The following is a 13,804-nucleotide window of genomic DNA, read 5'->3' on the forward strand; positions in this document are numbered from 1 at the left end:
GTGCGGTCTGGTGCAGATAGGCGCGCGGCTGCTCGACCTGCTCGCGCGGATTTTCCAGCACGCGGACGAAGGCATCGTGGGCGAGATCCTCGGCCTGCTGACGACTGCGCAACTTGCGCGTCCAGGTGCCGATCAGCTCGTGATAGTGGTCGAGAAAGCCTTTGTGTCCGGACACGGTCTGGCTCGTCAGGGAGGCGGGGACAAGAAGTCGCAAATAGTAATACTTCTTATTAAAAGCGGCAAATCGGCGTGTGCCTGTTCGACCGAGGGCATTTTTTTGCCTTGGTAACAAAAAATTTATCGATGGATTCCGGCACGGATGTACCCGCTCTGCGTGGCCATAAATATGAACACCTAAGTGCTTTTCGCGAACGAGCACGGCGCCGCCCAAACACCGTGACGCCTATGAAAACGGGTTCGCTGGCGAACGGGCCGACATGCTCCATTCCACAATTCTTTACGCTGGAATTGGCCTGGGGAACATCTGCCGGTCACACGAGTCGGTTATTCAAATGGCTGCTCGTCGATTGCACCGGAACACGCCGGGATTGCGGGTTGATTCTGCATTCCTCACGCCCTAAAGTGCGCGCCGAACGTCCATGCTGGAAACGATCCATCCGGCTCAAGTACTGACGACGAGACAGCAAGGCCGCCGCTTTTTACAGCGACCTTTTTGCTTTCGGCGACATGCCTTGGGAAGTAGGCGAACCAAAGTGGGGATACGGAGGACGTTCAGTTTGCAGCCACTTATCTTTTCAGTTTGCCCATGGAGTCCCTAAGCATGTCGATCCAGGTCGAAGACTATTTCGCGCGCGATACCTTCCAGAAAATGAAGGCGTTCGCCGACAAGCAGGAAACCCCGTTCGTACTCATCGACACCCAGATGATCAGCCAGGCCTATGACGACCTGCGCGCGGGCTTCGAATTCGCCAAGGTCTACTACGCAGTCAAGGCCAACCCGGCGGTCGAGATCATCGACCTGCTCAAGGATAAAGGCTCGAGCTTCGACATCGCCTCGATCTACGAGCTGGACAAGGTGCTGGGCCGTGGCGTCAGCGCCGACCGCATCAGCTACGGCAACACCATCAAGAAGTCCAAGGACATCCGCTACTTCTACGAGAAGGGCGTGCGTCTCTACGCCACCGACTCCGAAGCAGACCTGCGCAACATCGCCAAGGCCGCGCCGGGCTCGAAGGTGTACGTGCGTATCCTCACCGAAGGCTCGACCACTGCCGACTGGCCGCTGTCGCGTAAATTCGGTTGCCAGACCGACATGGCCATGGACCTGCTGATCCTGGCCCGCGACCTGGGCCTGGTGCCCTACGGCATCTCCTTCCACGTCGGTTCCCAACAGCGCGACATCAGCGTCTGGGACGCGGCCATCGCCAAGGTCAAGGTGATCTTCGAGCGCCTGAAGGAAGAAGACGGCATCGAACTGAAGCTGATCAACATGGGCGGCGGCTTCCCGGCCAACTACATCACCCGCACCAACAGCCTGGAAACCTACGCCGAAGAGATCATCCGCTTCCTCAAGGAAGACTTCGGTGACGACCTCCCGGAAATCATCCTGGAGCCGGGCCGTTCGCTGATCGCCAACGCCGGTATCCTGGTCAGCGAAGTGGTGTTGGTGGCGCGCAAGTCGCGCACCGCGGTCGAGCGCTGGATCTACACCGACGTGGGCAAGTTCTCCGGCCTGATCGAAACCATGGACGAAGCCATCAAGTTCCCGATCTGGACCGAGAAGAAAGGTGAAGCCGAAGAAGTGGTGATCGCCGGCCCGACCTGCGACAGCGCCGACATCATGTACGAGAACTACAAGTACGGCCTGCCGCTGAACCTGGCCATTGGCGACCGCCTGTACTGGCTGTCGACCGGCGCCTACACCACCAGCTACAGCGCGGTGGAGTTCAACGGTTTCCCGCCGCTGAAGGCGTTCTACCTGTAATACCCGAACGGGGCCGCAAGGCCCCGTTCTCGTTTGTGGCGTCCTCTACTGGCCTCTTCGCGGGTACAGCGCCAGATTTCAATGTGGCGCGGTCCCTGTGGGAGCGGGTTTACCCGCGAAGAGGCCCTCACAGGCGACATCATTCTTCGCGCCGCTCCAGTTCCTCGGCATAGCGCGCGGCAAAGCTCATCAGCACCGGCCCTGCGTTCTGTAACGTCACCAATGCACTGCGCAGAAAGCTCAGGTTGCCCTCCCCTCGCGCCCGCTCGAACCATGGCCCAGCCTCGGCGATCTCACCCCGCTCCACCAGCACCAGCGCCAAACTGAACATTCCGCGAAAATCCCCCGCCTCGGCCGAACGCCGATACCAGCGCACCGCCCGCACCGGGCTCGCGGTCGTGGCGATGCCCTGCTCCAGGTAACGTCCGTACAGGTTCATCGACTTGGCATGCCCCATGTGCGCTGCCTTCTCGTAGCAGAACAGCGCCTGCGCCTGATTCACCGGCACCCCACGCCCGGTCGCCAGCAGGTTGCCCAGATTGTAGAGGCCCCACTCGGAGTCGGCATCGGCGGCCTGTGCGTAATGGATGGCCGCCTGGGTCAGGTCGATCTCCCCACCCCAGCCGTGCTCCAGGCAACGCCCCAGCATGTTGAAGGCCATGGCATTGCCAGCCTGCGCGGCAATGGCGAACCAATGCCGCGCCAGGCGCTCATCCTGTTCGATACCGTGCCCGTCGAGCAGGATCTGCCCAAGCAATGCCTGCGCCTCGACCACACCCTGCCCCGCTGCGGCAAGAATCGCCTGGGCGGCCTTGCCAGGGCTGTGCTCGAGCATGGCCTTTAGCTCGGCGACATCGATCACATCCTCGCGCCGCAACTGATACGACATGCTCAAACCTCCGCCCAGCGACGCAACAGGTTGTGGTAGGTGCCGGTCAGTTGCAGCAGCGACGGATGATCGGGCACATCGGCACCGAGCTGGCGTATGGCGTTGTCCATCTCGAACAGCAGCGTGCGCTGGCCATCGTCGCGCACCAGGCTCTGGGTCCAGAAGAACGCCGCGTAACGCTCGCCACGGGTCACCGGGTTGACCTTGTGCAGGCTGGTGCCCGGATACAGCACCATGTCGCCTGCAGCCAGCTTGACCTGCTGCACACCGTAGGTGTCCTGGATCACCAGTTCGCCGCCGTCGTAGCTGTCCGGCTCACTGAGAAACAGCGTGGACGAAAGGTCGGTGCGCACCCGCTCGGGGCTGCCCTTGGGCTGGCGCAATGCATTGTCGATGTGGAAGCCGAAGTTGCCACCCTCGCGGTAGCAATTGACCAGCGGCGGGAACACCTTGTGCGGCAACGCCGCCGACATGAACAGCGAATTGCGCCATAGCCGGTCGATCAGCGCGCTGCCGATCTCCTTGGCCAGGGCGTGGCCTTCGGGCAGTTGCAGGTTGTGCTTGGCCTTGGCCGACTGGTAGCCGGCAGTGACCTTGCCATCGGCCCAGTCAGCCTGTTCCAGCGCCTGGCGGATGCGGGAAATCTCGTCGGCGTCGAACAGGCCGGGGATGTGCAGAAGCATGCGCGGGTTACCTGGCAGAGGGCAAAGGCCCCAATGATATTGATTGCCTTTTGCGACAGGCAAGTGCCGTTTGGGCAATCACTTTGGTACAGGTGGCGGGCGCAGACGCATGAACCCGGAAAAACCGTAAGGGCAAAATGTAAAGATTGTAAGTTTCTTGCGAATGGTAACGAGTCTCAATTGTTACTTACAATTGCTTACATTAACATCCGCGGCCTTCACACCTTGGGGAAGGTCAAAAACAACATGCGCCACGTACCATCCGCTGTCAGCTCTCCACGCCTGCTCACCTGCGCCATCGGCGTCGCCATCAGCGCGACCTCGGCCTATGCCGCCGACCCCGCAGCCCAGCCCGTGACGCTCGACGCCACCAGCGTCAACGGCAAGGCCGAACAGGCGAGCACCGAGTACAAGGTCGAGAAAGCCTCCTCGCAGAAATACACTGCGCCGCTGGTGGACACCCCGCGCTCGGTCACGGTAATCCCGCAGCAGGTGATCAAGGACACCAACGCCCTGAGCCTGCAGGATGCACTGCGTACCGTACCAGGTATCACCTTCGGTGCCGGCGAAGGCGGCAACCCGCAAGGCGACCGCCCGTTCATCCGCGGCTTTGACGCTCAGGGTGATACCTACCTGGACGGCGTGCGCGACACGGGGGCACAGACCCGCGAGATCTTCGCCATCGAATCGGTGGAAGTGGCCAAGGGCCCGAACTCTGCGATTGGCGGGCGCGGCGCGGCAGGCGGCACCATCAACCTGGTGAGCAAGCGCGCCCACCTGGGCAACTCGCTCGACGGCGCCTGGACCTGGGGCAGTGACCAGACCCAGCGCTACACCTTCGATGGCAACTACCAGTTCAGCGACAGCGTGGCCGGGCGTCTCAACCTGATGACCCACGAGAGCAACGTCGCCGGGCGCGACAAGGTCAATTACGACCGCTGGGGCATCGCCCCGTCGCTGGCCTTCGGCCTGGGCACCCCGACCCGCGTCAACCTCGACTACTACCACCTGGAAAGCGACGACCTGCCGGATTCGGGCATCCCCTACACCGTACCGGCCGGCGGCACCGGCGCCCGTACCTCGGCCAACCCGAGCAAGCCTTACGCAGGTGGCGACCACGACAACTTCTACGGCCTGACCGGCCGCGACTTCCGCAAGTCGCGGGTAGACATCGCCACCATCGCCGTCGAACACGACCTGTCGGACTCGCTGACCATCAAGAACACCCTGCGCCACGGCAACAGCATGCAGGACTACATCCTCACCCAGCCGGACGACAGCAAGGGCAACGTCAACAACGGCAGTGTCTGGCGCCGCGCCAATACCCGCGTAGGCAATACCGCCACGACCACCAACCAGACCGACCTGTTCGGCGAGTTCTACCTGGGCGGCCTGAAGAACAGCTTCTCCACCGGCATCGAACTGAGCCGCGAAGAAAGCGAACGGTCCTCCTACAACGTCAACACCGACACCACGCCAGCCTCGCCCGGCAACGCCAGCACCAACTGCACCCCGGGCATGATCGTCTCCAGCGGCTACAACTGCACCTCGCTGAGCAACCCCAACCCGGACGACCCGTGGAACGGCGCGATCTCGCGCAACTACGCAGGCACCACCACCAACAGCAAGACCCGCGCGCTGTACGTCTTCGACACCCTCGAACTGACCCCGCAGTGGCTGCTGAACATGGGCCTGCGCTACGACCACTTCGACACCGACTACAAGACCTATACCGCAGCCGGCGCCACCACAGCCAAGGGCCGCGACAAGAGCGAGTTCATCACCGGCCAGTTGGGCCTGGTGTGGAAACCGGCCGACAACGGCAGCATCTACGTGTCCTACGCCACCTCAGCCACGCCACCGGGCGCGATGCTCGGCGAAGGCCAGGAAGGCAACCCGCTACCGGGCACCCCGGACCGTTCGGGCAACCTGCTGTCCAGCGACCTGGAACCCGAAGAAACCACCAACTACGAGATCGGTACCAAGTGGGACCTGCTTGACCAGCGCTTGTCCCTGGCCGCTGCGCTGTTCCGCACCGAAAAGGAAAACGCCCGCGTCCAGGTGAACACCACCACCTACGAGAACGTCGGCGAAACCCGCGTGCAGGGCATCGAGCTGTCGGCCAGCGGCAAGCTCACCGACAAGTGGCAGGTGTTCGCCGGCTACACCTACCTGCAGGCACGCCAGATCGACGGCGGCCCGCTGGGCAAGGCCAACGATGGCAACCAGCTGCCGAACACGCCGAACAACAGCGCCAGCCTCTGGACCACCTACGCCATCACACCGAAGCTGACCGTCGGCGGCGGCGCCTTCTATGTGGATGACGTGTATGGCAGCGTGGCCAACACCACCATGGTCGACAGCTACGTGCGCTATGACGCCATGGCAGCGTACAAGCTGACCAAGAACGTCGATCTGCAACTGAACGTGCAGAACCTGACCAACGAGGTGTACTACGACAAGGCCTTCTCCACCCACTTCGCCAACCAGGCGGCCGGGCGTACGGCGCTGCTGACCACCAGCGTCCACTTCTGATGATGGGACTGGGCTAGTCTGCACCGGCCTCTTCGCGGGCAAGCCCGCTCCCACAGGGACACCACAATCCTCAAATCTGTGGGACACCTGTGGGAGCGGGCTTGCCCGCGAAGAGGCCGGTGCAGTCGAGCACTAAACAGAACGCCCCCCGCCCCGATCATTCCTGTGAGCGGGGCTTTTACGTATCAAGGCATAATGCACGCCGCGCGGTCTGTGGCAGCAACACAAGGTGATCGATGTGCTGAAGAAGTCGCTGTTCCAATTGCACTGGTTCTTTGGCATCACCGCCGGCCTGGTGCTGGCGCTGATGGGCATCACCGGTGCGATCTGGTCGTTCCAGGAAGAACTGCTGCGCCTGTTCAACGCCGATGTGCTCAAGGTCGAGGTGCGCCAGGAGGGTGTGCTGCCGCTGCCGGAACTGGTGCGCCGTGCGGAACTGGCCCAGGGTGACAAGGTGGCGATGCTCTGGGTCGATACCCACGCCGACACTGCCGCACGCCTCTTCTTCACCCCGCCGCCCGGCGAACGCCGCGGTGAGCTGCGTTATGCCGATCCGTACACTGGCGAGCTCAAGGGTGAAGTGACGGGCCTGGGCTTCTTCAACCTCATGCTGCAGTTGCACCGTTTCCTGGCCATGGGCGATACCGGCCGGCAGATCACCGGTGCCTGCACCCTGATGCTGATCTTCTTCTGCCTCTCCGGCCTGTACCTGCGCTGGCCGCGCCGGGCCTTGAACTGGCGGGTCTGGCTGAGCTTCGACTGGGCCAAGAAAGGCCGCGCCTTCAACTGGGACCTGCACGCGGTTGCCGGGACCTGGTGCCTGCTGTTCTACCTGCTGTTTGCCCTGACTGGCCTGTTCTGGTCCTACGACTGGTACCGCGAGGGCCTGAACAAACTGCTCGCCGACAAACCCGCAGCCGGCGAGCAGCATCAGCGCGGCGCAGGTCGCGGCCGGCCCGGGCCACAAGCAGCGGATGCCAAGGCGGCGCCGCTGGTGGTCGACTACGACGCCATCTGGAGCAATCTGAAGGATGCCGCAGGCCCACGCCTTGCCAGCTATAACCTGCGCCTGCCGCCTGGCGGCGGCCAGCCGGCGACGCTGTTCTACCTGCTCGATGATTCGGCCCACGAGCGCGCCTTCAACACCGTGACGCTTGACCCCGCCACCGGCCAGATCAAACGTCACGAGCGCTACACCGACAAGTCGTTCAAAGCCCAACTGCTCCAGAGCGTCTACGCCCTGCACGTGGGCAGCTATTTCGGTTTGCCGGGCAGGATCATCCTCACCATCGCCAGCCTGACCATGCCGCTGTTCTTCGTCACCGGCTGGCTGCTGTATCTCGATCGCCGCCGCAAGAAGCGCCAGGTCCGTGCCGCCCGAGGCTCGGTCGACACCGCCAACGCCAGCGGCGACAGCTGGCTGATCGGCTTCGCCAGCCAGAGTGGCCTGGCCGAGCAACTGGCCTGGCAGAGCGCAGGGCAGTTGCAGGCGGCGGGCTTGCCGGTGCAGGTACGCTCGCTCGCCGAGCTGGGCGAGGACGAGCTGCGCCAGGCCCGTCGCGCGCTGTTCGTGGTCAGCACCTTCGGTGACGGCGAGGCGCCTGACAGCGCCCGCGGCTTCGAGCGCAAGGTGCTGGGCCAGCCCTGGGCCCTGCAACACCTGAACTACGCCCTGCTCGCCCTGGGCGATCGACAATATCCGCATTTCTGCGGTTTCGCCCGGCGTTTGCAGGCCTGGCTGGCCGAGCGTGGCGCGACCACCGCGTTCAGCCCGATCGAAGTCGACAGTGCCGACCAGAACGCCCTGCAGCAATGGCAGCAGGCCCTGGGGCAACTGACCGGCGCACGTCCGCTCGCCGCCTGGCAACCGCCCAGTTACGGCAACTGGCGCCTGGTACGACGCGAGCGCCTCAACCCCGGAAGCCAGGGCGCACCGGTGTACTTGCTGGGCCTGAGTGCCGAACACCCAAGCGTCTGGGACGCGGGCGACCTGGTCGAGGTGCTGCCCCGCCACAGCCAGGCGCGGATCGATGCCTTCCTGCAAGGGTTGGGGCTCGATGCGAATCTGCCGGTGCAACTTGAGGGTCTTGTCGAACCGCTTGGGCAGGCGCTGGCCAGCCGCCAGTTGCCAACCAGCCGCGAGCATCTGGTCGGCCTGCACGCCCAGGCGCTGGTCGATTCGCTGATTCCACTCGGTGCCCGCGAATACTCAATCGCCTCGATCGCCAGCGACGGCGTGCTGGAGCTGATCGTGCGCCAGGAGCGTCATGCCGATGGCAGCCTCGGGCTGGGCTCCGGCTGGCTGACCGAATACCTGCCCATGGACGGCCATGCCAGCCTGCGTCTGCGCCGCAACAGCAGCTTCCACCTGCCGGCCGCCTCCGTACCGATGGTGCTGATCGGCAACGGGACTGGCCTGGCAGGCCTGCGCAGCCTGCTCAAGGCCCGGATCGCGAGTGGTGAGCAGCGCAACTGGCTGCTGTTCGGCGAACGCAACCGCGCCCACGACCTGCTCTGCGGCCGCGAGCTGCAAGGCTGGCTGGACAGCGGCGATCTGGCACGATTGGACCTGGCGTTCTCGCGAGACCAGGCGGAAAAGGTGTATGTGCAGGATGTGCTGCTGCAGCAAGGCGAAGAGCTGCGCCGTTGGGTCGCCGAGGGTGCCTGTGTGTATGTCTGCGGCAGCCTGCAGGGGATGGCAGGCGGCGTGGATGCAGCGCTGAAGGGGCTTCTGGGTGAAGAGCTCGTCGAGCGGCTGATCGAGGACGGGCGCTATCGGCGGGATGTGTACTGACCAGCGCCTGATGTATCGGTCTTTTCGCGGGCAAGCCCGCTCCCACAGGTAAAGCATTGAGTAACGCTTTACCTGTGGGAGCGGGCTTGCCCGCGAAAAGAGCACTGCAGTTTCAACGCAGCTCGAAGGTGTCGGCATCCAGGTTCGCCGGGAACTTGGCCCGATACGCCGCCAGGTCAGCGGCGCTCAACACCGCGCTGAACACCCCGTCGGCTTCCCCCGCACTCAGCAGGCTCTCACCCTGGAAGTCCAGCACCTGGCTGTCCCCCGAATAGGCAAAGCCTTTGCCGTCGGTCCCCACCCGATTCACCGCAGCCACGTAGCACAGGTTCTCGATCCCCCGCGCCGGCAGCAGCCGGTTCCAGTGCTGGCGCCGCGCGGCCGGCCAGTTCGCCGTGTACAGCAGCAGGTCGGTGTCCTGGGCGTCGCGGCTCCACACCGGGAAGCGCAGGTCGTAGCAGATCAGCGGGCGAACTCGCCAGCCCTTGAGCTCGAACTGCACCTGGCGCTCGCCAGGCGTGTAGTGCTTGTGCTCACCCGCCATGCGGAACAGGTGGCGCTTGTCGTAATGCAGCACCTCGCCGTCCGGTCGCGCCCACAGCAGGCGATTGCGATGGCTGCCGTCGGCGGCCTGGATGATCACACTGCCGGTGATCACCGCGTCGATCTTCTTTGCCTGTGCCTTGAGCCACTTGTAGGTCGGACCATGCTCGGGCTCGGCAAGGCGTTCGGACTCCATCGAGAAGCCAGTGGTGAACATCTCCGGCAGGATCACCAGGTCAGCGCCACGGGCCTGCTCCAGCAATACCTCGAAATGCGCATGGTTGCCCTCGCGGTCATGCCAGGCCAGGGTGGTCTGCACCAGGGCGAGCTTCAGGTTCGGCAGTTGACTCAGATCGCGCATAGTTTTTTCGCCGCCTGACGCAGCGTCTCCTCACGTTTGGCAAAGCACAGGCGCACCAGGCGTTGCTCGGGGATGGGGCGCTGGTAGAACACCGACACCGGGATGGTCGCCACGCCGTGTTCGCGGGTCAGCCACAGGGCCATCTCCACATCATTGAGGTCGGGACGGATCGCCGAGTAGTCCACCAACTGGAAATAGGTACCCGCGGTGCGGGTGAAGGCAAATCGCGATGTTTGCAGCAGGTCGCAGAACAGGTCGCGCTTGGCCTGGTAGAAGCCTGGCAGTTCGTCGATATGCTCCGGATGTTCGGCCATGAAGTCGGCCAGCGCCCATTGCAGCGGCGTCACGCCGCAGAAGTTGACGTACTGGTGGACCTTGCGCAGCTCGGCGCTCAGCGCAGGCGGTGCAATCACATAGCCTGTCTTCCAGCCGGTGACGTGGTAGGTCTTGCCGAACGAGCTGACCACAAAGGCCCTCGCATACAGCTGCGGGTGGGCCAGCACGCTGGCATGGCGTACGCCGTCGTAGACCAGGTGCTCGTAGACCTCGTCGCTCACCAGGTAGATGTCGCGCTCGGCAATCAAGGCCGCAAGCTGGTCGAGGTCTTCACGGGTGATCAGGGCGCCGCTGGGGTTGTGCGGCGAGTTGAGGATGACCATGCGCGTGCGCGGGGTCAGGGCATCGCTGAACTTCTGCCAGTCGATGCGAAAATCGCCATCGCTCAGTTGCACATGCACGCAGCGACCACCGGCCAGCTCTACCGACGGCTCGTAGCTGTCGTACGACGGGTCGAAGACGATCACCTCGTCGCCAGCCTGGATCACCGCCTGGATCGCACAGAAGATCGCCTCGGTGGCGCCAGGCGTGATGGTCACTTCCTGATCGGCGTCCACCTGGGCGCCATAAAGCCGGGCGATCTTCGCCGCGACCTGCTGCCGCAACACCGGCAACCCGGTCATCGGCGCGTACTGGTTGTTGCCAGCGGCCACGTGTCGACCGACCGCATCGAGCAGCGGCTGCGGGCCATTGAAATCGGGGAAACCCTGGGACAGGTTGAGCGCGCCGGTTTGCGCGGCGAGCTGGGACATGGTGGTGAAGATGGTCGTGCCGACGTTCGGCAGTTTGCTGCGGATCATGGAGCCCTCTTTCCTGCGGGGTGGTCCGGCACGGGGTGGAGTCCGAGCATAGCGGATCGGGCAGGCAGGAAAAAGGTTGAAACATTTAACGGCTCATTCGTGGGCAAGCTCGCTCCACAGGTCGTTCACAGATTTCAATGCCTGTGCCATACCCAATGGGAGCGGGCTTGCCCGCGAAGAAGCAGACGCGAGAATCAGCGCTTGTCTTTGCGCTTCTTCTCAGCCTTCTTGTGGTGCGACATCAAGCGACGCTTCTTGTTGACCTGGCGATCGGTGAGGGTGTTCTTGTTGCCCTCGTACGGGTTCTCGCCGCCCTTGTACTCGATGCGGATCGGCGTACCGACCAGCTTCAGCACACGGCGGTAGGTGTTTTCCAGGTAGCGCGAGTAGGAACGCGGGATCTTGTCGGTCTGGTTACCGTGAATCACGATCAGCGGCGGGTTGGCGCCACCCAGGTGGGCATAGCGCAGCTTGATCCGACGACCATTGACCAGCGGCGGCTGGTGCTCGCTGATCGCATCTTCGAGGATCTGGGTCAGGCGGCTGGTCGGCCAGCGGGTGACCGCCGACTTGAACGCGGCCTGCACCGACTTGTACAGGTGGCCAACGCCAGTGCCGTGCAGGGCGGAGATGAAGTGGATATCGGCAAAGTCGACGAAGAACAGCCGGCGCTCCAGCTCGGTCTTCACGTAGTCGCGCTCGCCCGGCTCCATGCCGTCCCACTTGTTCAGGGCAATGACGATGGCACGGCCGGCGTCCAGGGCGAAGCCCAGCAGGTTCAGGTCATGGTCGACCACACCCTCGCGCGCGTCCATGACGAAGATCACCACGTTGGCGTCCTTGATCGCCTGCAGCGTCTTGACCACCGAGAACTTCTCGACTTCCTCGTGGATCTTGCCGCGTTTGCGCACCCCGGCAGTGTCGATGAAGGTGTACTTCTCGCCATCACGCTCGAACGGGATGTAGATACTGTCGCGGGTGGTGCCCGGCTGATCGTAGACCACCACGCGCTCTTCACCGAGCATGCGGTTGACCAGCGTGGACTTGCCGACGTTGGGGCGACCAATGATGGCGATCTTGATGCCATCCTTCTCGCTTGGGCCGGGGATACGCACCGCTTCCTCGCCTTCGGCGACCTCGGCATCCAGCGCTTCCTCGACCTGGTCGCGCGGGATGTGGCCAAGCACGGCTTCCATCAGCGCGTTGATACCACGGCCTTGAGAGCCAGCGACAGGAATGGCGTTGCCCATACCCAGCGGCGAGAACTCGGCGCGGGCGACATCGGCATCGATGTTGTCGATCTTGTTGGCGACCAGGATCGCCTCTTTGTTCCGCTTGCGCAGGTGCTCGGCGATCATCTGGTCAGCGGCGGTCATGCCGGCGCGGGCATCGACCAGGAACAGCACATAGTCCGCTTCTTCGATGGCCATCAGCGACTGCTCGGCCATCTTCTCGTCCATGCCCACTTCGTCACCGGTGATACCGCCGGTGTCGATGAGGATGAACGAACGACCCTGCCAACTGGCATCGCCGTACTGGCGGTCACGGGTCAGGCCCGACAGGTCGCCGACGATGGCATCGCGGGTCTTGGTCAGGCGGTTGAACATGGTGGATTTGCCGACGTTCGGCCGTCCCACCAGGGCGATTACGGGAACCATGCGGCTCTCCATTCGTGAATTCTTGAAAATGCAAAGGCCGCTGCAAGGCAGCGGCCGGAGTTCGGGCGGCGCTTCCTGCGCCGCAGCCTGAAACCGATGACGGTCTCAAGCATAGCTTCAGCGGATGGTCAGTGCCTCGAGCTTGCCGCTGTTGCCATAGACATAGATGGTGTCGCCGACCACCAGGGGACGGGCGCGCAGGCCATCGCTGTCGATACGCTCACGGCCGACGAAGCGACCATCGACCTGGCTGAGCAGGTGCAGGTAACCCTCGAAGTCACCCACCGCGACATAGCTGGAGAACACTTCCGGTGCCGACAGTTGGCGACGGGCCATGGAATCGTTGGTCCACAGCGCCGAAGACGAACGCTCATCGACGCTCTCGACGGTGCCCGAAGCTTCGCTCACGTAGACGTTGCCAAAGCCCTGGGCGACACCGACGTAGCTGGAGGCATCGCGCTGCCACAGTACACGGCCGCTTTCCAGGTCCAGGCCCGCGACGCGACCCTGGTAGCTGGTGACGTACAGGGTACCACCGGACAGCAGCAAGCCACCGTCGATGTCCACCACGCGGTCCAGCTCGGAACGGCCTTGCGGCACAGCCACGCGGGCCTCCCACACCGGTACGCCGTTCTGCGTGTCGACCGCAATCACCTTGCCGGTGGACAGGCCAGCCACCGCCAGGCGGTTGGTGACGATCGGCGCGCCGGTACCACGAAGAGTGAGTACCGCAGGCGAGCTCTCGTAGATCCAGCGGCGATCACCGGTGCTGAAGTCCAGGCCGATCAGACGGTCGTCCTGGGTCTGCACCACCACCACATCACCGTTGGTCGCCGGCGGAGCCAGCACTTCGCTGGTGACGCGCGAGCGCCAGCGCTCTTCACCGGTGCTGGAGTCCAGGGCGATGACTTCACCCTTGAGGGTACCCATCATCAACAGGCCGTAACCCACGCCGACAGCGCCGGAAACCGGCACCTCCAGGTCCTTCTTCCACACCACGTCACCGTTGCTGCGGTTCAGGGCGAAGACCTTGCCGTTGACGTCGGCAGCGTAGATGCGGTCGTTCTCGATGGCCGGCACCAGGGTGTTGTACTTGTCACCCTGGCCGTCACCGATCGAACGGCTCCACTGTTTCTTGAGCACCACCTCTTCGGTGAACTTGGTCAGTTCGGCCGGGGGCAGTTCCTTCTTGCTGTTGCTGCTGCAACCCGCGGCCAGCACGGCCAGGGCGAGCACTGCTGCTTGTTTCCAACCGGTCAC

The 13,804-nt window shown here is 63.6% G+C and carries 10 protein-coding genes; 3 read left to right on the forward strand and 7 right to left on the reverse strand.

The genetic code is table 11. From position 1 onward, the window contains the following. Positions 1-175 (reverse strand): sigma factor (locus tag VA602_RS11835; RefSeq protein ID WP_323453314.1); only part of this gene is annotated, 175 nt, incomplete at its 3' end. A 606-nt stretch (positions 176-781) separates the two neighbouring features. Between VA602_RS11835 and VA602_RS11840 the strand changes: the two genes are divergently transcribed. Next, a complete protein-coding gene (locus tag VA602_RS11840; RefSeq protein ID WP_054892564.1) occupies positions 782-1,945 on the forward strand; it encodes a type III PLP-dependent enzyme in 1,164 nt (387 codons plus the stop codon). 139 nt (positions 1,946-2,084) lie between these two features. Here the strand turns inward: VA602_RS11840 and VA602_RS11845 are convergent, their stop codons facing one another. Together VA602_RS11845 and VA602_RS11850 are read right to left on the reverse strand one after the other, a co-directional pair. Next, positions 2,085-2,834: a tetratricopeptide repeat protein gene (locus VA602_RS11845; RefSeq protein WP_323453287.1), complete on the reverse strand. Its 750-nt coding sequence runs from the start codon at positions 2,832-2,834 to the stop codon at positions 2,085-2,087. A 2-nt stretch (positions 2,835-2,836) separates the two neighbouring features. Next, a complete protein-coding gene (locus VA602_RS11850; protein WP_063546060.1) occupies positions 2,837-3,517 on the reverse strand; it encodes a Fe2+-dependent dioxygenase in 681 nt (226 codons plus the stop codon). A 246-nt stretch (positions 3,518-3,763) separates the two neighbouring features. Here VA602_RS11850 and VA602_RS11855 point away from each other — a divergent pair, with 246 nt between their 5' ends. After that, complete coding sequence (locus VA602_RS11855; protein WP_151925202.1) at positions 3,764-6,052, forward strand: TonB-dependent receptor; 2,289 nt, start codon at positions 3,764-3,766, stop codon at positions 6,050-6,052. A gap of 238 nt (positions 6,053-6,290) precedes the next feature. Next, positions 6,291-8,846, forward strand: a complete 2,556-nt coding sequence (locus tag VA602_RS11860) for a sulfite reductase flavoprotein subunit alpha (protein WP_323453315.1) — start codon at positions 6,291-6,293, stop codon at positions 8,844-8,846. Positions 8,847-8,958: 112 nt separating this feature from the next. On the opposite strand, the gene VA602_RS11865 is transcribed toward VA602_RS11860, so the two are convergent. The 4 genes from VA602_RS11865 to bamB form a co-directional block, all read right to left on the reverse strand. Then, positions 8,959-9,750 (reverse strand): amidohydrolase, encoded by a 792-nt coding sequence (locus VA602_RS11865; protein ID WP_125931458.1) that lies wholly within the window; start codon positions 9,748-9,750, stop codon positions 8,959-8,961. Next, a complete protein-coding gene (locus VA602_RS11870; protein ID WP_323453288.1) occupies positions 9,738-10,886 on the reverse strand; it encodes a pyridoxal phosphate-dependent aminotransferase in 1,149 nt (382 codons plus the stop codon). The genes VA602_RS11865 and VA602_RS11870 overlap by 13 nt, the downstream gene beginning before the upstream one ends. 194 nt (positions 10,887-11,080) lie before the next feature. Beyond that, positions 11,081-12,544 carry a ribosome biogenesis GTPase Der gene (der, locus tag VA602_RS11875; RefSeq protein ID WP_054892576.1) on the reverse strand — a complete coding sequence of 488 codons (1,464 nt, stop codon included), beginning with the start codon at positions 12,542-12,544 and terminating at the stop codon, positions 11,081-11,083. Between the two features lie 117 nt (positions 12,545-12,661). Next, positions 12,662-13,804 (reverse strand): outer membrane protein assembly factor BamB, encoded by a 1,143-nt coding sequence (gene bamB / locus VA602_RS11880; protein ID WP_054892575.1) that lies wholly within the window; start codon positions 13,802-13,804, stop codon positions 12,662-12,664.

Source organism: Pseudomonas machongensis (assembly GCF_034961125.1).
Classification (GTDB): Bacteria; Pseudomonadota; Gammaproteobacteria; order Pseudomonadales; family Pseudomonadaceae; genus Aquipseudomonas; species Aquipseudomonas machongensis.